Source organism: Labrys sp. Lb11 (assembly GCF_057554225.1).
The window spans coordinates 421,132-436,063 of record NZ_BAAJOT010000006.1 but is presented as its reverse complement, the minus strand read 5'-3'; the positions used below and the strand labels follow the sequence as shown (position 1 = coordinate 436,063).

Sequence of the window (14,932 nt, the reverse complement as noted above, 5' to 3'; positions counted from 1 at the left end):
GCCTGACGAGGGTTCCAGGTTCTCCCGCCTGCCCCTTTCCCCCCTGTGCCATGGGACGTGGTGCGGCTGGGCCGGTCGGTGGGCGGCGTTTCGCGGGACTGCCCCCATCGGTCGATCCAATGCCGGGGGGACACCTTGAGACCTGACAGCGAAAGGCCGGCTCAACACCGGCAATCGATGGCGGGGACCGCGGCGGTCACGCTGGACGCTCTCATCCACCGGGTGGATCTGCCGACGAAAAGCCTCGCCGGCTGGTCGGTTCGATATCGACGCGGCAGGCAGAAATTCCATTTCCTCCTGCAGGACAGGGATTTCGGCGGCGAGGCACCTGCCTATGAGGCCGCGAAGGATCTCGTGGACCGGATTCCATCGGACCGCGACGAGGCGCTTTCGCTGTCCCGCAAGCTCCTGGTCCGCAAGTCCTCCAAGTCGGGAATCCCGGGTGTCACGCGTTATGTGCAGAAGGGGAGCCGGTCCGTCGTCTGGCTCGCCTATTGGACCGACGCCCAGGGCCGGAAGCGGATGAAGAAATATCGGGTCAACCGATTGGGCGAGGACGCGGCCCGGGCGATGGCGATTGCAAAACGCGAGTCGGAGATGGCGTGGTGCTCGATCCGCCTTCGCGAAATACTCCTCGCCCATCAGGAACTGGCGGCGCATTTCAAGGGGTCTCCCGAGACGGTCTGAGGGCGATGCGCCTTCGGGCACCGGCCATGTCGGCGGCACCGGTCCGCAGCTTCGTCCGCCGCCCTCCCGCCGCCGGCCGTCGAAGGCGCCGACGGGCGGCGGCGGCGGAAGGGGCGGGCTCTCATCCCCGTCTCATTCGCCTGCGTTAAGACGGCGCCTCGTGCGTCCACCCAGCATCCCGCAACCTCGTGGAGGACGGAAAAATGCCCCAATCGCCGAAGGAGCAGCCCCGCTCCGCCGCACCACCGCCGTCGGGACTGGCCGGCACCGTCCGGCGCTTGCCCGCGGCCCTGGCCGTATCAGTCGGCGGATGGGCGATCCTCCGTCTCATCGACACCGATGCCGGGCGCAGCGGGGGCTACGGCCATCTCTTCATGCTCGGCTTCCTCGCCGTCGTCACGCTTCCATGGCTCCTGTCGCCGGCGCTGGATGCGCGGCGCCGTCAGATCCGATACGCGCTCGCCGCCGAAAAGCAGGCGGTCGAGGCAGGCCGTCGTTCGCCGGCATCCGGGCGCTTCCCCTGATCGCGTCCGCCGGGACCGGGCACCGGACAGGATGATCCCTCGGCCGGACGGGACGCGCGCAAGGCGCCCGCGAGGCTGCGGCATCACGCGGTCCCCATGCGGGCTCCCTCCCCCGCCGCGGGGCGGCGGGGCGCGAGCGCCGGCCGCCTCCGCCCATCTCAGCCCCAGCTAAGTCTTCGCCCATAACGTCGCGGCCCGATGCTGCCGCGGCTCCCCCTCGAGCCCGTGCGGCCCCGCCTCCAGCAAGGGTCCGACTTGATGAAAGATACAAGCCCAACCGATCCCGGACATGCGCCCCGCATGCACAACAAAGTCCCGGAGGTCACGGCATATTTCTGGATCATCAAGATCATGGCGACGACGGTCGGCGAAACAGCCGCCGATCTCCTGGCCGTCCGATTCGACATGGGCCTTACGATCACGTCCGCGATCGTCACCGCCATGTTCCTCGCAGCCCTGGCCTGGCAGATGAAGCTCGACCGCTATGTTCCGCCGGTCTATTGGCTGACCGTCGTGTTGATCAGCGTGGTCGGCACCCTGATTTCCGACAATCTGGTCGACGGGTTCGGCATCAGCCTGGTCACGACGTCGATCGCTTTCTCCATCTGCCTCGCAGCCGTGTTCGCCGCCTGGTTCGCCTGCGAACAGACCCTTTCGATCCATACGGTCTTCACCAGCCGGCGCGAGGCCTTCTATTGGGCGGCGATCCTGTTCACCTTCGCCATGGGCACGTCGGTCGGCGATCTCCTGGCCGAACAGCTCGACCTCGGCTACCTCCAGGCCGCGATCGTGTTCGGGCTCGCCATTCTCCTCGTCGCCGGCCTGTACGGCGTCGTCGACCTCAGCGCGATCCTGTGCTTCTGGACCGCCTACATCCTGACCCGTCCGCTCGGCGCCTCCATCGGCGACTGGCTGGCAAAGCCCGGGCTCGCCGGCGGACTCGGGCTCGGCACGGTGACGACGAGCATCCTGTTCCTCGGCATCATCCTGTTGACCGTGCTCTATCTGACCGTCTCGAAGGCGGACAGAATTCCGCAACCCGCAGCGGAATGACGCGCGGCCGCCGGCTGTGCCGCGGCTGCAACTTCCCCCCTCGCTCGTGAAGGAGACCCATGATGACTTGCGCACTCAAGACCATTCTTCTGTCGGCCGCCATCTGCGGCGCGGTGGCCGGAGCAGCGCGCGCCGACTGCGAGAGCGACATGATCCAGCTCGAGGACGCGCTCAAGGCGCCCAACCTGAAGCCGGACGCCAAGGCCGCGCTGGATGCCGCCACACCGAAAGCCGTGGCCGCCATGAAGGCGGATGACGACGCGACCTGCCACACGGCGATCGCCAAAGCGCTCGCCAAGGCGGGCATTCCGATGAAATGAGCGCGCTCCAGGAAGGCCGCCGGCCCCTGCAGCAGAAATCGGCGCCCCGGAGGGCGCCGACGACCGATCCGGGGAGGCGCCGTGGGACCGCGAAACGCGGAATGGCAAACCGCTGCGGCGGAGGGAGGCCGAGCCGATGAATGATCAGGATCGCGCCGGGAGCGGGCCCGGCCTGTCGATGGGCACGGAGCCGGCAGCGGCCTTCGCAGGCCGGGCCGGAGCGGGGCCGGAGGAGGCGGAGCCCCGGGCCGACGCCCTGCCCTCCCCGCAGGCTGCCGATGCGGCCGGCTATCGCAGCAGCCATCAGACGGAGGGCTATGGCGCTCACTACGACAGGACCTTCCAGACCGGCTACTACGCCGCCCTATGGCGGAGCGTCGAGAGACCCTTGCTCGAGACCGTCCTTCGTCCGCTCGGAGGAACGGACCGGACGTGCCTCGACTTCGCCTGCGGAACCGGCCGGATCGCGACCGTGGCCGCCACGTGCTTCGGCTCTGTCGTCGGCGCCGACATATCAGCCTCCATGCTGGCATGCGTGCCGAGAGCGCCGAACATGCGCCTGCTCAACATCGACCTGACGCGGGAACGCCTCGGCGAGACCTTCGATGTCATCACCGCCTTCCGCTTCTTCCTCAATGCGGAGGAGCATCTGAGGCGGGAGGTCCTGCGGGCCCTGCACGCGCACCTTGATCGGAACGGACGCTTCGTCTCCAACATCCACGCGAATGCGAGCTCGCCGGCCGGGCTGGCCGCGCGGCTCCTGAATCACGTGCCCGGCATGACGCTACGAAACACAATGGGCGCGCCGGCCTATGAGGAACTCCTGCGGGAAGAAGGGTTCTCGATCGAACGAATGATCTTCTACGGCTACCTTCCGCGCCCCGGCTCCCTCCTGCCCAAGCTCTGTGAAGCCCTGGTCGCACCCACCGAAAGGGCGTGCAAGGCCATCGGGGCACCCGCGGGACTGGCCGAGAATTTCCTGGTGGTCGCGCGCAAGCGCTAGAGCAAAGCGCGTTTTGGTGGAAACGCGCGTTGCTCCAGCTCCTTGTTTCGACGCGTCTTTGCGACTTGACGCGAGTCCGTCAAATCGCAAAACGCTTTAGCGGGACGCTATCCCGACATTCGATCCGTCCCGCCGCCTCAGGCGGCAGGAGGATGGCGGACCGCCAGCGGGACATGCGCCAGCGCTTCACTCTCCCCGAACACCCGCGCCATGTTCCGGCCGCCGGCCTTGGCGGCATAGAGCGCCGCATCGGCTTCGGCGAACAGGCTCTCCGCCCGGGACTGCGGCCTGTTCCGCGCCGGAGCCAGGCCGATGGAAGCGCCGACGTCGATCCGGGTGCTGCGCCAGAACACGGGGCGACACAGCATGTGAAGCGCCCGCGCAAGATCGACATCCGGGAGGCCGGCGCCGAACGGGCCGGTGAGAAGCACCGCGAACTCGTCACCGCCGATCCGGGCGATCAGCGCGGCGCTCTCGAAGGCCTGGCGCAGCCGCGCCGCGGTCTGGCGGAGGCATTCGTCTCCCGCCGCATGCCCGAACCGGTCGTTGATCTGCTTGAAGCCGTCGAGATCGACGAGCGCGAGAGCGCACAGGCTGCCGTCGTCGGATTTCATGAACTCGCCGTAGCGCGCCTCGAATATGGCGCGATTGGCGAGCCCGGTGAGAGCATCATACTCGGCCAGCTGCCTCAGGCGATCCCAGAGCGCCTTCTCATGGGTGATGTCCTGCTTGGTTCCGAACAGGCGGACCGGACGGTCGCCGACGCGTTCGACGGCGGCCGTCACGCGCACCCAGCGCGTCGCATGGCGTTCCGTCTGGATGCAGGCGTCGAACGAGAAGCCCTGGCCGCAGCGTATCGCGTCCTCCCGGATGCTCTCCAGCTCGCGGCGCGACTGACTGGAATACATGTCGACGATCGCCGGACGGTGCAGCCGCGAGCCCCTCGGCAGATCGAACAGGTCGTAGACACCATCGGTCCAGATCAATGCTTCATCCTCGAGGTCGCATTGCCAGGCGCCGATCCGCGCAAGCTGCGCCGCTTCGTCGTAAAGCTGCTTCAAGCGTCGGAGCGACCTGTCGCCCTTGTCTGAAACGATGCGCGCCATGGCCCAGCCTACCCGTCCGAACGAAGCGTCACCCACCCTCGCCTATCGGTAACGGGGAAAAGTTAAGCATCGATTTGGAGCCGCCCGCGCCAGTGAACACGTAGCAGAACCATTCGCTAACCATATGGGCCGCCAGCCGTTTCAAGCGGACAGGCGACGAGACCGGCCGCGCTCGACCCCTGCCCGGCACGCCTCCTTCCGTCCACGCGCACGGCGCGCAGGCCAGGACGTGACGCGGGACACTCGGGCGGAGAGGCGGTGGTGAGAACCGATCATCTGGATCTGCGGAGGCGAAACCGAACAGCTAAGCCACTCGGTCGCCACTTTCAATTTCATGACGCCCATAATTCATCTGCCCTATACTTTTTTCCGGCATTGAAATATAATCACTTGCCACGTCGGATGGTCCTGCGATGCATGACGAGCATGCATCGCGATTAAACGGCCATCTATTGGAGATCAGGGGCAATCATGGACGCGCATTCTCACGGGGACCCGATCGACTTTCTCGATCTGACGGCCCACATCGTCTCGGCCTATGTCGGTAACAACTCGCTCGCTTCGTCCGATCTGGCCGAGCTGATTGACAGCGTGCACTCGGCCCTCAAAAGGCTCACGGTCGGCGAGCCGTCGCCTGCCGTCGAGGCGCCGAAACCGGCGGTTCCTGTTCGGAAGTCCGTCACACCCGACTATATCATCTGCCTCGAGGACGGGCGGCAGTTCAAGTCCCTGAAACGCCACCTCAGGACTGCCTATGACTTGAGCCCTGCACAGTATCGCGAGAAGTGGGACCTGCCGCACGACTATCCGATGGTCGCGCCAAACTATGCGGCCGCACGTTCGCAACTGGCGAAGTCCATCGGCCTGGGGCAGGCAAGGGCCAAGGCAGCCACCGCGGCGCCGAGCGTCGTGGAGGTCGCGAAGCCGGTGCGGGGCAAGAGGAAGGCCAAGGTGGCCTGAATTCGGACCGGCGACGAGCGTCGCCGTGCTCGCGAAGCCGTCGGCCCTTGCGATGGGATCCATCGCGCGGGCCGACATCGCGCAGGGTGCGTTCGAGACCGGCCGGCCCTCGACGCGCGCCGGATATGTTCGCCTATCCTTGCCGGGCTCCCGGGCATGAGGCCCGCCGAAGGCGCGTGCGCAGGTGGCGGCCGGCGAATTCCGGCGGCATCGGGCAGCGGTCGTGCCGCAACCGTGCCTGCGACAGCATGCAATCGCGCCTCGCCCCATTCCCGGGCAGGCCCGTTCCCTCAAAATTTTCCGATCGGAACGCGGAACTCGCAAGTCCTGCATGGGTTGCCGTTGTGCGGCCCCGATCGTTCCTTCGAGCGTGGATCGGGGCGTCCGGATGCAATCGAGCCAAGGACCATGGCAGCCGTCTTCTCGGATCGTCGCGAGGCCGGACGGCGACTCGCCCGCCTCCTCCGGTCCTATGCGGGACGCGACGACGTCGTCGTCCTCGCCTTGCCTCGCGGCGGGGTGCCCGTCGCCTATGAAGTGGCGCGCGCGCTGAAAGCGCCTCTCGACGTCTTCGTCGTGCGCAAGCTCGGCGTTCCCGGCCATGAGGAACTGGCCATGGGGGCGATCGCCGCTTCGGGCGTGCTCGTCCTCAACGAGGAGGTCGTCGACAGCCTCGATCTGCCGCCTCACGTCATGGAGGAGGCTGCCGCCAGAGAGGAAAAGGAACTTCTCCGCCGCGAGCGCCTTTATCGCGGCAAGCGGCCGACGCTCCCGCTTCGCGGGCGGATCGTCCTGCTCGTCGACGATGGACTCGCCACCGGCTCGACCATGCGGGCGGCAATCGCGGCGCTTCGGGAGAAGCAGCCGGCCCGTGTCGTTGCCGCCGTTCCCGTGGGCAGCCGCGACACCTGCCGGGCGGTGGCGGACCAGGCCGACGAGGTCATCTGCGCCACGATGCCGGAGCCCTTCGTCGACGTCGGACGCTGGTACCGCGATTTCTCCCAGACCAGCGACGACGAGGTTCGCGCGCTCCTGGCCCTCTCGCGGGACCATGCCGACGGTTGAACCCGGGCGAAGCCCGCCGAGGCGCAGCACCTCTATACGTGACGTCAGCCGGCATCCTTGGTCCGCGGTCACCAAAGGCGCCGGCCCTCGGGCGGTTTCCGCTCCACCTGATCAGGCTGGGACGTATGTCAACCTGATCACGTCCTCGCCGATCAAATCACTGGCCGCAAGGCGGAGAGGCGGCCGGGGCCCGGCGAAGAACGGCTTGCCGCGACCAAGCACGACGGGGTGGAAGTAGAGTCGATACTCGTCGACAAGACCATGCTCGGTCAGGCTTCGCGCCAGGTCTGGTCCGGCAACCGCGATCTCCCCAGCGAACCGGGCCTTCAGGTCACATATCGCCGTCCTGACGTCCCCCTCGACAAGCGTGGCGTTGGGACCGACCGTCTCCAACGTGCGCGATACGACCCACTTCGGCTGGCTTCGCCATGCCGTCGCGAATTCGCGCTCGTCCCGTGTCCACTCAGGATGGTCTTCGTCCCAATAGCGCATGACCTCGTATATGCGGCGGCCGTACACGCTGCCGGACAGGCCGCGCACGTGCTCTATCCAGTGACGAAAGAGGTCGGGATCCGGCGCGAATTCCCCTTGGTCGACATAACCGTCCAGGGACTGGTTCATTCCGAATACGAGCTTGGCCATGTCCTTTTTCTCTCCCAAGCGTCGCGCGACCGAGGCGCAATGCAAGACGATCCGTGCCTGGGCACGGTGATATTTGAGTTATGTGCTTGCCTCGCCCCGCTAGGGAGCGCCGGCATGATGCCTTATACGGCGCGGGGGCGCCACGGCTCGTGCTCGTGCGCGAGCCAGACCAGATCGGGGTCGAGAGCGCGCACCCGCAACTGGCCTTCGGAATGCGGCTCGTCAAGCTCGCCGAACCAAACCGCCACGTCGCCGCCAACGACGACCGGGCGGCGCCCGCCCATCTCGACGACGACGACCTGCATGCCGGCTGTGTGGCCCGGTGCCGGGACGAGCCGGAGCCCGGGAAGCAGCTCGAGTTCGCCATCGACCGGCACATACCGCACGCCGGGCGCATCGACCCACTCGCGAATGGTGTAGTCGACATCGCCGCGGGCGTCGTCGAGCTCGCGACGCTGAACGTAGATCGGCTTGTCGGCGAAGAGGTGGTTGCCGCCGCAATGGTCGGCGTGCAGGTGCGTGTTGACGACGATATCGATGCCGGCGAGGTCGAAGTCCTGCTCGCTCAGTGGATGGAGGCGGGGATCAAGGTCAGCCAGCGCCGGGTGCAGTTCCGTCATGCCGGTATCGACCAGTATGCGCGCATCGGGATGGTCGATGACGTGCACATAGACCGGCATCCGCTCGCCCTCGGCGAGCAGGTCGGCAACGAGGATCGGCGTGATGGCGATTGAGGCGCCGGCGCTCATCTTTTCATCTCCGTCACCATTTTCTTGCACGCTGCCGGCCAGGCCGCACACGTCCGCGATGAAGCGGCGGAAGAGCGCGGGTTGGCTCGGGCGCCATATGGTCCACATGGCCGTCCGGGGACGCGTTCATTCCGGACACGAGCTTCGCCATGCCACGCACATCCGCTTGCAATTTACAATCACTATGGCTTGTATGCCATCTGCTTGCGTGACGCAAGTTGTTTTGGAAAATCGAACTCTTATGGATCACCGCTCGGGCTGACCGGAATTCCCGAATTCCGGTGACTTTGGGGTGATGGCAGGCGCGTGTTAGGCGCCTGCCTTGCCGGAGCGTTCGAGGCGCTTTCGGCGATGTCCCCCGAGGAACCGAGGAAGCGATGCGAGTTTATGCCGGATTGGACGTGTCCCTCAAGTCGACGCACATCTGCGTGGTGGGCGAGGATGCCAAGATCGTGTGGCGCGGGGTTTGCGCCTGGACTGCCCCCCTCTTGTGAGACTCAGGAATTAGGGTGACAGGGCTTATCGGAGGCAGAATGTCTGACAAGCCCAGGACTCCGACCCGGAGTTTCTCCCCCTCATTCAAGCAGGCGGCGATGGCGCGCCTGGACGCCGGCGCGGCGCTGGCGGCGGTTGCCCGCGACCTCGGTATCAGCCGCAAGGTGCTCTATGGCTGGCGCGCGCTCTGGCGGGCGGAAGGAGCCGCCGGGCTCTGCCACAAGCGCGGCCCGAAGCCGGGCCTGCGCGAGCGGCGCCTGGCGGCGGCTCTGGCGCCACCGCCGGAGCCGGCCGCACCGGATCCGGCCGAGGCCCTGGCCAAGGCCGAGGTGCGGATCGGCGAACTCGAACGCATCATCGGCCGCCAGCAGGCGGGCCTCGATTTTTTTCAACGTGCCTTGCAGGCCTTGGACGCGGGCAAGACGCCCGATCCGTCCGTGCCCGGCTCTACGCGGTCGTCCAAGCGATGACCGGGAACGGCACCCTGCAAGGCGCCCCCGCCGTCGACCAGCTCTGCCGCCTCGCCGGCGTGTCGCGCGCCGGCTACTATCGCTTTCTCGAGCGCAAGGCCCCGGCCAGAGCCGACACCGATCTGCGCGATGCCATTCACCGCATCGCCCTCCAGCACAAGCACTACGGCTATCGCCCCATGACCAGGGAGCTCAAACGCCAGGGCATCGAGGTGAACGCCAAACGGGTGCTGCGCCTGATGCGCGAGGACAATCTGCTCGTCCTGCGCACCAGGGCCTTCGTGCCCCGAACCACCGACAGCAATCACGGCTTTCGCATCGCGCCCAACCTCATCCGCTCGCTCATCCCCACCGGGATCGATCAGATCTGGGTGGCCGACATCACCTATGTCCGCCTGGCCGAGGCCTTCGTCTATCTCGCCGTCATCCTCGACGCCTTCTCCCGCCGTGTCATCGGCTGGGCGCTGGAGGATCACTTGCGCGCCGAGCTCGCGCTCGCCGCCCTCGACATGGCCCTTCACCACCGCAGGCCGCCGCCCGACAGCCTGATCCATCATTCCGACAGAGGTATCCAATATGCCTGCGGCGACGACACCAAGCGTCTCGAAGACCGGGCCATCCGTCTCAGCATGAGCGCGCCGGGCAATCCCTACGACAACGCCAAGGCCGAGAGCTTCTTCAAGACGCTGAAGAAGGAGGAGGTCAACGCAAAAACCTACTCGTCAATCGACGAAGCCAGGAGCAATATTGCTACCTTCCTGGAGACAACCTACAACCGCCAGAGGCTCCATTCCGCCCTCGGCTACAAACCCCCGACCGAATTCGAAGCCGACCTCTCAAACCCATAACCCGACTGGACCCGTCAACACACATCCCCTGTCACCTAAACTCCACTGTCTCATTTCAGGGGGGCAGTCCACGCCTCCGATCCGGGCATTCCGGTGACAGTGCAGTCAATTGACAGGACCCCGGTCCTGCCGCAGGATGGGGCATGGCTCGCCTCCCCCGTGTCGTCATCCCCGGCCTGCCGCACCACGTCACCCAGCGTGGCAATGGCCGCCAGCGCACCTTCTTCGGCGACGCGGACTACCAGGCCTACATGGCCTGCCTGGCCGCGGGCTGCCGGGCGGCGGACGTGCAGGTCTGTGCCTGATGCCCAACCACGTGCATCTCATCCTCGTGCCGTCCGACCCTGACGGCCTGCGGCGGGCCCTGGCGCCGGCCCATCGGCGCTATGCCGGCTACATCCATGCGCGCCGCCGGCGCACGGGCCATTTCTGGCAGGGCCGGTTCGGCGCCGTGGTCATGGACGAGGCGCATCTGGCCGCGGCGCTGCGCTATGTCGCCCTGAACCCGGTGCGCGCCCGTCTGGTGCCGACGGCGCAGGACTGGCCCTGGTCGAGCACGCGCGCGCATCTCACCGGCCTCGACGACGGCCTCACCACGCCGGCGCCGATCCGCGAGCGCTTCCCGGATTTTGCCGGACTTCTCGACCTCGGACCGGACAAGGCGCTGTTCGATCAACTGCGCAAGGCCGAGAGCATCGGCCGCCCCCCCTCGGCAGCGAGGCGTTCCTGGAGCGCATCGAGGCCAGCACCGGACGGCGTCTGCGCCGCGGCAAGCCGGGGCCGCGACCCGGCACGGACAGGGGTGACGACAGCGGATAAATGGAGTGTCACCGGAATCATATTATACGCAGTCCGGTAATCCGAACGGATACTTGTCAGAGGCTTTTGCCGAAAGTTTTGCTAACTATTTTGGAGGAAATGCACAATATGGAATAAATAATCCAAATTTGAATTCTTATTGGAGCGGAGCGCAATGGCATTATTAAAAGTCATATTGGCTTGCCTTTTTATGACGATTTCACAGCCGTGTTTCGCTGCTGAAAGTGAGGTTGATAAGATGTCTAAAGAAGATATCGTTGCTGCGGTCGAGATGACTAATAATAGGTCGATAATTATTCGTTTTCGTGCGAGATCAATCGAAGGTGTTGAGGCGGAGGTGTATAAAGAATATAAGGTTGATGATCCTTTTTACGGAAAGGCACTGGAATATGTTGGCGATATTTCGCCGGGACAGAGTAAGGTAATTGTTAAAAAGCAGATGAATCCGTAATTCAAATCAGTATTACGAGTATTATGGTGACTTTGGGGTGATGGCAGGCGCGTGTTAGGCGGAGCTTCTTTCTTTCGCAGAGCGCAAGCATTTGATCTGGGAATCTCGGTGACAGTGCAGTCAATTGACAGGACCCCGGTCCTGCCGCAGGATGGGGCATGGCTCGCCTCCCCCGTGTCGTCATCCCCGGCCTGCCGCACCACGTCACCCAGCGTGGCAATGGCCGCCAGCGCACCTTCTTCGGCGACGCGGACTACCAGGCCTACATGGCCTGCCTGGCCGCGGGCTGCCGGGCGGCGGACGTGCAGGTCTGGGCCTGGTGCCTGATGCCCAACCACGTGCATCTCATCCTCGTGCCGTCCGACCCTGACGGCCTGCGGCGGGCCCTGGCGCCGGCCCATCGGCGCTATGCCGGTTACATCCATGCGCGCCGCCGGCGCACGGGCCATTTCTGGCAAGGCCGGTTCGGCGCCGTGGTCATGGACGAGGCGCACCTGGCTGCGGCGCTGCGCTATGTCGCCCTGAACCCGGTGCGCGCCCGTCTGGTGCCGGCGGCGCAGGACTGGCCCTGGTCGAGCACGCGCGCGCATCTCACCGGCCTCGATGACGGCCTCACCACGCCGGCGCCGGTCCGCGAGCGCTTCCCGGATTTTGCCGGACTTCTCGACCTCGGACCGGACAAGGCGCTGTTCGATCGACTGCGCAAGGCCGAGAGCGTCGGCCGGCCCCTCGGCAGCGAGGCCTTCCTGGAGCGCATGGAGGCCAGCACCGGACGGCGTCTGCGCCGCGGCAAGCCGGGGCCGCGACCCGGCACGGACAGGGGTGACGACAGCGGATAAATGGAGTGTCACCGGAATCCGGCGGAACGCGTAGATCTTCCAGGACCGTGGCCGCGTCGACCATTGGCAGCTTGCGCCGGGTGACATGCGGGGAGCCTTTCGGCGATCGCCGGCCTCGCTGCCCCGGATCGAAGGTCCAATGCGCCGAACCGATCCGCCCATCCCGCAGCCGCTCCCCGCTACGACGCCGGACACAATTTCCCTGAATTCTCGTCTAATCTCAAAAACTTAAGTGATTGGCGGAGACGGAGGGATTCGAACCCTCGATACCCTTGTGGGGTATGCTCATTTAGCAAACGAGTGCCTTCAGCCTCTCGGCCACGTCTCCATGGTGTGCCCGGATAGACAAAAGCCGCGGGCTTGGCAAGGGAAGGGCACGCTTCTTTCGCAAATTCGTGCGGCAAGCGTGCCTGAGGCTCAGGGCAGGACCGCCAGCCCGGCCCGGGCGACCTGGGCGTCCTGGGCCGAGCTCATGCCGGAGACGCCGATCGCGCCGATGATTCGGCCGTCCTCGATCACCGGCAGGCCGCCCTCCAGAGGCAGGACGTCGGGCATGGCCAGCAGCCGCAAATGCATGCCGCCCTCGGCGACGAGGTCCTGGAACGCCCTGGTCGGCCGGCGGAATCGCAATGCCGTCTCGGCCTTCTGCCGTGCGACGGCAATGCTGCCGAGCTGGGCCTGGTCCATGCGGTGCAGCATCACCAGATTGCCGCCGGCGTCGACGATGGCGATCACCATCGGCCAGCCCTCGCGGGCTGCCTCGGCCTCGGCGGCCTCCATCACCGCCTTGGCCCGGTCCAGGGTGATCGGCGGACCATAGGGCAGGAAAGCGGCGGGCTGCGTCGTGGTCATGGTCTCTGTCTCCGGACGAAGGGACGAGGGCCATACCATATTTTCCGCGGCGGACGGCCGGGATCCGCAAAACGTCTCCCGTCGCGCGCCGGGATCGGATAGAAGGGCGGCCCGGAGACCCGCCATGGATGACGCCACGCCCCCGCAACCGATGCAGCCCGGCCGGGACATCACCCGCCTGATCGCGATCATGGCGGCGCTGCGCACGCCGGTCACCGGCTGCCCCTGGGACCTGGAGCAGACTTTTTCCACCATCGCGCCTTACACGATCGAGGAGGCTTACGAGGTCGCCGACGCGATCGAGCATGGCGACATGGCCGACCTCGCCGAGGAGCTGGGGGACCTGCTGCTGCAGGTGGTGTTCCATGCCCGCATGGCCGAGGAGGCCGGCGCCTTCGCCTTTCCCGACGTGGTCGAGGCGATCACCCGGAAGCTGATCCGGCGCCATCCGCATGTGTTCGGCGATGCGCGCAACCTGGAGCCGGACGCGGTGAAGGCGTTGTGGGCCTCGATCAAGGCCGAGGAGAAGGCGGAGCGGGCGGCGCGCCACGGCGGTGCGCCCACGGGGAGCGGCACTCTCGCCGGCATTCCCGTCGGCATGCCGGCTCTGACCCGTGCGGTGAAGCTGCAGGAGAAGGCCGGCAAGGTCGGCTTCGACTGGAACGACATCCGCACCGTGCTGGCCAAGGTGCGCGAGGAGGCCGACGAGATCGAGGCGGCCCTCGACCAGGGCGCGTCGCAGGACGCCGTCGCCGCCGAGATCGGCGACCTGCTCTTCGCCGTCGCCAACGTCGCCCGCCACGCCAGGGCGGACGCGGAGGGCGTGCTGCGCGGCGCCAATGCCAAGTTCGAGCGGCGCTTCGCCTTCATCGAGGCGGCGCTCGCCCGCCGCGGCCGCACGCCGGCGCAATCCTCGCTGGAGGAGATGGACGGGCTATGGACCGAGGCCAAGCAAGCCGGCCTCTGAGAGCCTGATCCGAGCGGGCTATTTCGCCAGCGCGTCGCGCTCCTGCAGCAGGGCGGCCAGGCTCGCCTCCTGATCGGCGATGCGGTCGGCGATCAGGGTCTCGCTCGCCGCGCCGGAGACGGCGGCAGCCTGCTCGGTCAGGTCGCGGATGTTCTGGCGCAAGGTCGCGATACGGGCGTCGAGCTCTGCGAGGGCTTCACGGTCGACCATGACACCTGCCTTCCTCTGCTGCACACCGGCAAAACTTGCACCTTTCGACCTGTGGTGTCGAGGCCTTCCATCGGATGGAACATGTCGCCGGCCGGGGCGTCCTATTCCAAGTCGGACTGCGAGAAACCCGGAGCAAACCATGAGCTGGATCCTGATCGTCATCCTGCTGATTCTGCTGATCGGCAGCCTTCCGACCTGGCCCTATTCGGCGGGCTGGGGCTATGGCTACTACCCTTCCGGGGGCCTCGGCCTCATCCTGATCGTGCTGCTCGTGCTGGCCCTGATGGGACGCATCTAGGCGGCCAACCGGCCTGATATCGGCCGACCCTGGAACCGGACACCGTCCGGCGCGTTTCGCCGACAGGCCGGCAGCACGGAGGCGGCCGGTCTTCCTCCCATCTCCGGCGGTCTCGGCCGCCGTCTCTTTGCGTGCTTCCGGCCGAGATCGTCCGTCCACCGGAACGGCCGCCGCACGCCGGACAAGGCTTCCAGCCACGAGGAGAGGAGAATGACGGAAACGGTCTTTGAAATCGTCGGTTCCGGTCCGGTCTGGATCTTCGAGCACGACGGCGAGGAAAGCTCCACCTACCCCAGCGCGCGGGCAGCCTTCGAAGCGGCCGCCGATGCAGCCGCGGCGGCCGTCCGCGACGGGCAGGATGTCACGCTTCGCCTGTCGCGAACGGCGGATCCCGGCGAATCGGCCGTCGCCGACGCGCCGGCCGGGAGCGACCGGGGGCAGCCGGGCCTGCAGCGGCCCGAGACCTCTCCCATTTCAGGGAGAAGCGCCCGGATCACGTCGGGCCGGATGTCCGCCTGAGCCCGCTGTCTCGGCTCGATGAACCGGCCATCTCTCCGGGAAACCCGCCCGCCGG

21 protein-coding genes and 1 tRNA gene are annotated in these 14,932 nt (G+C 66.5%); 16 read left to right on the top strand and 6 right to left on the bottom strand.

The features are described from left to right. The first annotated feature begins 177 nt into the window (after positions 1–177). The 5 genes from AC27L4_RS24100 (at position 178) to AC27L4_RS24080 (ending at position 3,587) form a co-directional block, all read left to right on the top strand. The gene (locus AC27L4_RS24100; RefSeq protein ID WP_487145003.1) at positions 178–687 is read left to right on the top strand and encodes a hypothetical protein; all 510 of its coding nucleotides are present in this window, start codon (positions 178–180) and stop codon (positions 685–687) included. Between the two features lie 203 nt (positions 688–890). Then, positions 891–1,211 carry a hypothetical protein gene (locus AC27L4_RS24095; RefSeq protein ID WP_487145002.1) on the top strand — a complete coding sequence of 107 codons (321 nt, stop codon included), beginning with the start codon at positions 891–893 and terminating at the stop codon, positions 1,209–1,211. Positions 1,212–1,511: 300 nt separating this feature from the next. Beyond that, complete coding sequence (locus tag AC27L4_RS24090; protein WP_487145001.1) at positions 1,512–2,264, top strand: COG4705 family protein; 753 nt, start codon at positions 1,512–1,514, stop codon at positions 2,262–2,264. Positions 2,265–2,413: 149 nt separating this feature from the next. After that, the gene (locus AC27L4_RS24085) at positions 2,414–2,584 is read left to right on the top strand and encodes a hypothetical protein (protein ID WP_487144999.1); all 171 of its coding nucleotides are present in this window, start codon (positions 2,414–2,416) and stop codon (positions 2,582–2,584) included. A 388-nt stretch (positions 2,585–2,972) separates the two neighbouring features. Further along, a complete protein-coding gene (locus tag AC27L4_RS24080; RefSeq protein ID WP_487144997.1) occupies positions 2,973–3,587 on the top strand; it encodes a class I SAM-dependent methyltransferase in 615 nt (204 codons plus the stop codon). 137 nt (positions 3,588–3,724) lie between these two features. On the opposite strand, the gene AC27L4_RS24075 is transcribed toward AC27L4_RS24080, so the two are convergent. Then, positions 3,725–4,693: a diguanylate cyclase domain-containing protein gene (locus AC27L4_RS24075; protein WP_487144995.1), complete on the bottom strand. Its 969-nt coding sequence runs from the start codon at positions 4,691–4,693 to the stop codon at positions 3,725–3,727. 471 nt (positions 4,694–5,164) lie between these two features. On the opposite strand from AC27L4_RS24075, the gene AC27L4_RS24070 reads away from it, so the two are divergent. Together AC27L4_RS24070 and AC27L4_RS24065 are read left to right on the top strand one after the other, a co-directional pair. Next, positions 5,165–5,653 (top strand): Ros/MucR family transcriptional regulator, encoded by a 489-nt coding sequence (locus tag AC27L4_RS24070; RefSeq protein WP_487144993.1) that lies wholly within the window; start codon positions 5,165–5,167, stop codon positions 5,651–5,653. Between the two features lie 408 nt (positions 5,654–6,061). Beyond that, complete coding sequence (locus AC27L4_RS24065; RefSeq protein ID WP_487144991.1) at positions 6,062–6,718, top strand: phosphoribosyltransferase; 657 nt, start codon at positions 6,062–6,064, stop codon at positions 6,716–6,718. 111 nt (positions 6,719–6,829) lie between these two features. Here the strand turns inward: AC27L4_RS24065 and AC27L4_RS24060 are convergent, their stop codons facing one another. Together AC27L4_RS24060 and AC27L4_RS24055 are read right to left on the bottom strand one after the other, a co-directional pair. After that, on the bottom strand, positions 6,830–7,360 hold the full coding sequence (locus tag AC27L4_RS24060) for a dihydrofolate reductase family protein (protein ID WP_487144989.1): 531 nt from the start codon (positions 7,358–7,360) through the stop codon (positions 6,830–6,832). 122 nt (positions 7,361–7,482) lie between these two features. Then, positions 7,483–8,217 carry an MBL fold metallo-hydrolase gene (locus AC27L4_RS24055; protein WP_487144988.1) on the bottom strand — a complete coding sequence of 245 codons (735 nt, stop codon included), beginning with the start codon at positions 8,215–8,217 and terminating at the stop codon, positions 7,483–7,485. 425 nt (positions 8,218–8,642) lie between these two features. Between AC27L4_RS24055 and AC27L4_RS24050 the strand changes: the two genes are divergently transcribed. The 6 genes from AC27L4_RS24050 (at position 8,643) to AC27L4_RS24025 (ending at position 12,031) form a co-directional block, all read left to right on the top strand. Next, a complete protein-coding gene (locus AC27L4_RS24050; RefSeq protein WP_487144986.1) occupies positions 8,643–9,074 on the top strand; it encodes a transposase in 432 nt (143 codons plus the stop codon). Further along, positions 9,071–9,922 (top strand): IS3 family transposase, encoded by an 852-nt coding sequence (locus tag AC27L4_RS24045; RefSeq protein WP_487144984.1) that lies wholly within the window; start codon positions 9,071–9,073, stop codon positions 9,920–9,922. Before AC27L4_RS24050 ends, AC27L4_RS24045 begins: the two co-directional genes overlap by 4 nt. A gap of 143 nt (positions 9,923–10,065) precedes the next feature. Continuing rightward, positions 10,066–10,227 carry a transposase gene (locus AC27L4_RS24040; protein WP_487144983.1) on the top strand — a complete coding sequence of 54 codons (162 nt, stop codon included), beginning with the start codon at positions 10,066–10,068 and terminating at the stop codon, positions 10,225–10,227. After that, a complete protein-coding gene (locus tag AC27L4_RS24035; protein ID WP_487144982.1) occupies positions 10,227–10,781 on the top strand; it encodes a transposase in 555 nt (184 codons plus the stop codon). The genes AC27L4_RS24040 and AC27L4_RS24035 overlap by 1 nt, the downstream gene beginning before the upstream one ends. A 114-nt stretch (positions 10,782–10,895) precedes the next feature. Continuing rightward, entirely contained in the window at positions 10,896–11,192 is a 297-nt protein-coding gene (locus tag AC27L4_RS24030) for a hypothetical protein (protein ID WP_487144981.1), read from the top strand. A gap of 158 nt (positions 11,193–11,350) precedes the next feature. Continuing rightward, a complete protein-coding gene (locus AC27L4_RS24025; RefSeq protein WP_487144979.1) occupies positions 11,351–12,031 on the top strand; it encodes a transposase in 681 nt (226 codons plus the stop codon). 237 nt (positions 12,032–12,268) lie between these two features. Here the strand turns inward: AC27L4_RS24025 and AC27L4_RS24020 are convergent. Both AC27L4_RS24020 and AC27L4_RS24015 read right to left on the bottom strand, forming a co-directional pair. Then, a tRNA-Ser gene (locus tag AC27L4_RS24020) sits at positions 12,269–12,359 on the bottom strand. Between the two features lie 89 nt (positions 12,360–12,448). After that, on the bottom strand, positions 12,449–12,883 hold the full coding sequence (locus AC27L4_RS24015; protein WP_487144977.1) for a GlcG/HbpS family heme-binding protein: 435 nt from the start codon (positions 12,881–12,883) through the stop codon (positions 12,449–12,451). 151 nt (positions 12,884–13,034) lie between these two features. Between AC27L4_RS24015 and mazG the strand changes: the two genes are divergently transcribed. Next, positions 13,035–13,850, top strand: coding sequence for a nucleoside triphosphate pyrophosphohydrolase (gene mazG, locus AC27L4_RS24010; protein ID WP_487145247.1), 816 nt, complete (start codon positions 13,035–13,037; stop codon positions 13,848–13,850). 18 nt (positions 13,851–13,868) lie between these two features. Here mazG and AC27L4_RS24005 read toward each other — a convergent pair whose 3' ends face one another. After that, a complete protein-coding gene (locus tag AC27L4_RS24005; protein ID WP_487144976.1) occupies positions 13,869–14,060 on the bottom strand; it encodes a hypothetical protein in 192 nt (63 codons plus the stop codon). Between the two features lie 139 nt (positions 14,061–14,199). Here AC27L4_RS24005 and AC27L4_RS24000 point away from each other — a divergent pair, with 139 nt between their 5' ends. Then, positions 14,200–14,358, top strand: coding sequence for a DUF3309 family protein (locus AC27L4_RS24000; RefSeq protein WP_487144974.1), 159 nt, complete (start codon positions 14,200–14,202; stop codon positions 14,356–14,358). 210 nt (positions 14,359–14,568) lie between these two features. Further along, positions 14,569–14,877, top strand: coding sequence for a hypothetical protein (locus AC27L4_RS23995; RefSeq protein WP_487144972.1), 309 nt, complete (start codon positions 14,569–14,571; stop codon positions 14,875–14,877). Positions 14,878–14,932: the final 55 nt, after the last annotated feature.

What these genes read in the sequence shown, in the direction of transcription:
- AC27L4_RS24100 (WP_487145003.1), top strand. Translation starts at nt 178, where the DNA reads ATGGCGGGGACCGCGGCGGTCACGCTGGACGCTCTCATCCACCGGGTG.
- AC27L4_RS24095 (WP_487145002.1), top strand. Translation starts at nt 891, where the DNA reads ATGCCCCAATCGCCGAAGGAGCAGCCCCGCTCCGCCGCACCACCGCCG.
- AC27L4_RS24090 (WP_487145001.1), top strand. Translation starts at nt 1,512, where the DNA reads ATGCACAACAAAGTCCCGGAGGTCACGGCATATTTCTGGATCATCAAG.
- AC27L4_RS24085 (WP_487144999.1), top strand. Translation starts at nt 2,414, where the DNA reads ATGATCCAGCTCGAGGACGCGCTCAAGGCGCCCAACCTGAAGCCGGAC.
- AC27L4_RS24075 (WP_487144995.1), bottom strand. Translation starts at nt 4,693, where the DNA reads ATGGCGCGCATCGTTTCAGACAAGGGCGACAGGTCGCTCCGACGCTTG.
- AC27L4_RS24070 (WP_487144993.1), top strand. Translation starts at nt 5,165, where the DNA reads ATGGACGCGCATTCTCACGGGGACCCGATCGACTTTCTCGATCTGACG.
- AC27L4_RS24065 (WP_487144991.1), top strand. Translation starts at nt 6,062, where the DNA reads ATGGCAGCCGTCTTCTCGGATCGTCGCGAGGCCGGACGGCGACTCGCC.
- AC27L4_RS24060 (WP_487144989.1), bottom strand. Translation starts at nt 7,360, where the DNA reads ATGGCCAAGCTCGTATTCGGAATGAACCAGTCCCTGGACGGTTATGTC.
- AC27L4_RS24055 (WP_487144988.1), bottom strand. Translation starts at nt 8,217, where the DNA reads ATGTGGACCATATGGCGCCCGAGCCAACCCGCGCTCTTCCGCCGCTTC.
- AC27L4_RS24050 (WP_487144986.1), top strand. Translation starts at nt 8,643, where the DNA reads ATGTCTGACAAGCCCAGGACTCCGACCCGGAGTTTCTCCCCCTCATTC.
- AC27L4_RS24045 (WP_487144984.1), top strand. Translation starts at nt 9,071, where the DNA reads ATGACCGGGAACGGCACCCTGCAAGGCGCCCCCGCCGTCGACCAGCTC.
- AC27L4_RS24040 (WP_487144983.1), top strand. Translation starts at nt 10,066, where the DNA reads ATGGCTCGCCTCCCCCGTGTCGTCATCCCCGGCCTGCCGCACCACGTC.
- AC27L4_RS24035 (WP_487144982.1), top strand. Translation starts at nt 10,227, where the DNA reads ATGCCCAACCACGTGCATCTCATCCTCGTGCCGTCCGACCCTGACGGC.
- AC27L4_RS24030 (WP_487144981.1), top strand. Translation starts at nt 10,896, where the DNA reads ATGGCATTATTAAAAGTCATATTGGCTTGCCTTTTTATGACGATTTCA.
- AC27L4_RS24025 (WP_487144979.1), top strand. Translation starts at nt 11,351, where the DNA reads ATGGCTCGCCTCCCCCGTGTCGTCATCCCCGGCCTGCCGCACCACGTC.
- AC27L4_RS24015 (WP_487144977.1), bottom strand. Translation starts at nt 12,883, where the DNA reads ATGACCACGACGCAGCCCGCCGCTTTCCTGCCCTATGGTCCGCCGATC.
- mazG (WP_487145247.1), top strand. Translation starts at nt 13,035, where the DNA reads ATGCAGCCCGGCCGGGACATCACCCGCCTGATCGCGATCATGGCGGCG.
- AC27L4_RS24005 (WP_487144976.1), bottom strand. Translation starts at nt 14,060, where the DNA reads ATGGTCGACCGTGAAGCCCTCGCAGAGCTCGACGCCCGTATCGCGACC.
- AC27L4_RS24000 (WP_487144974.1), top strand. Translation starts at nt 14,200, where the DNA reads ATGAGCTGGATCCTGATCGTCATCCTGCTGATTCTGCTGATCGGCAGC.
- AC27L4_RS23995 (WP_487144972.1), top strand. Translation starts at nt 14,569, where the DNA reads ATGACGGAAACGGTCTTTGAAATCGTCGGTTCCGGTCCGGTCTGGATC.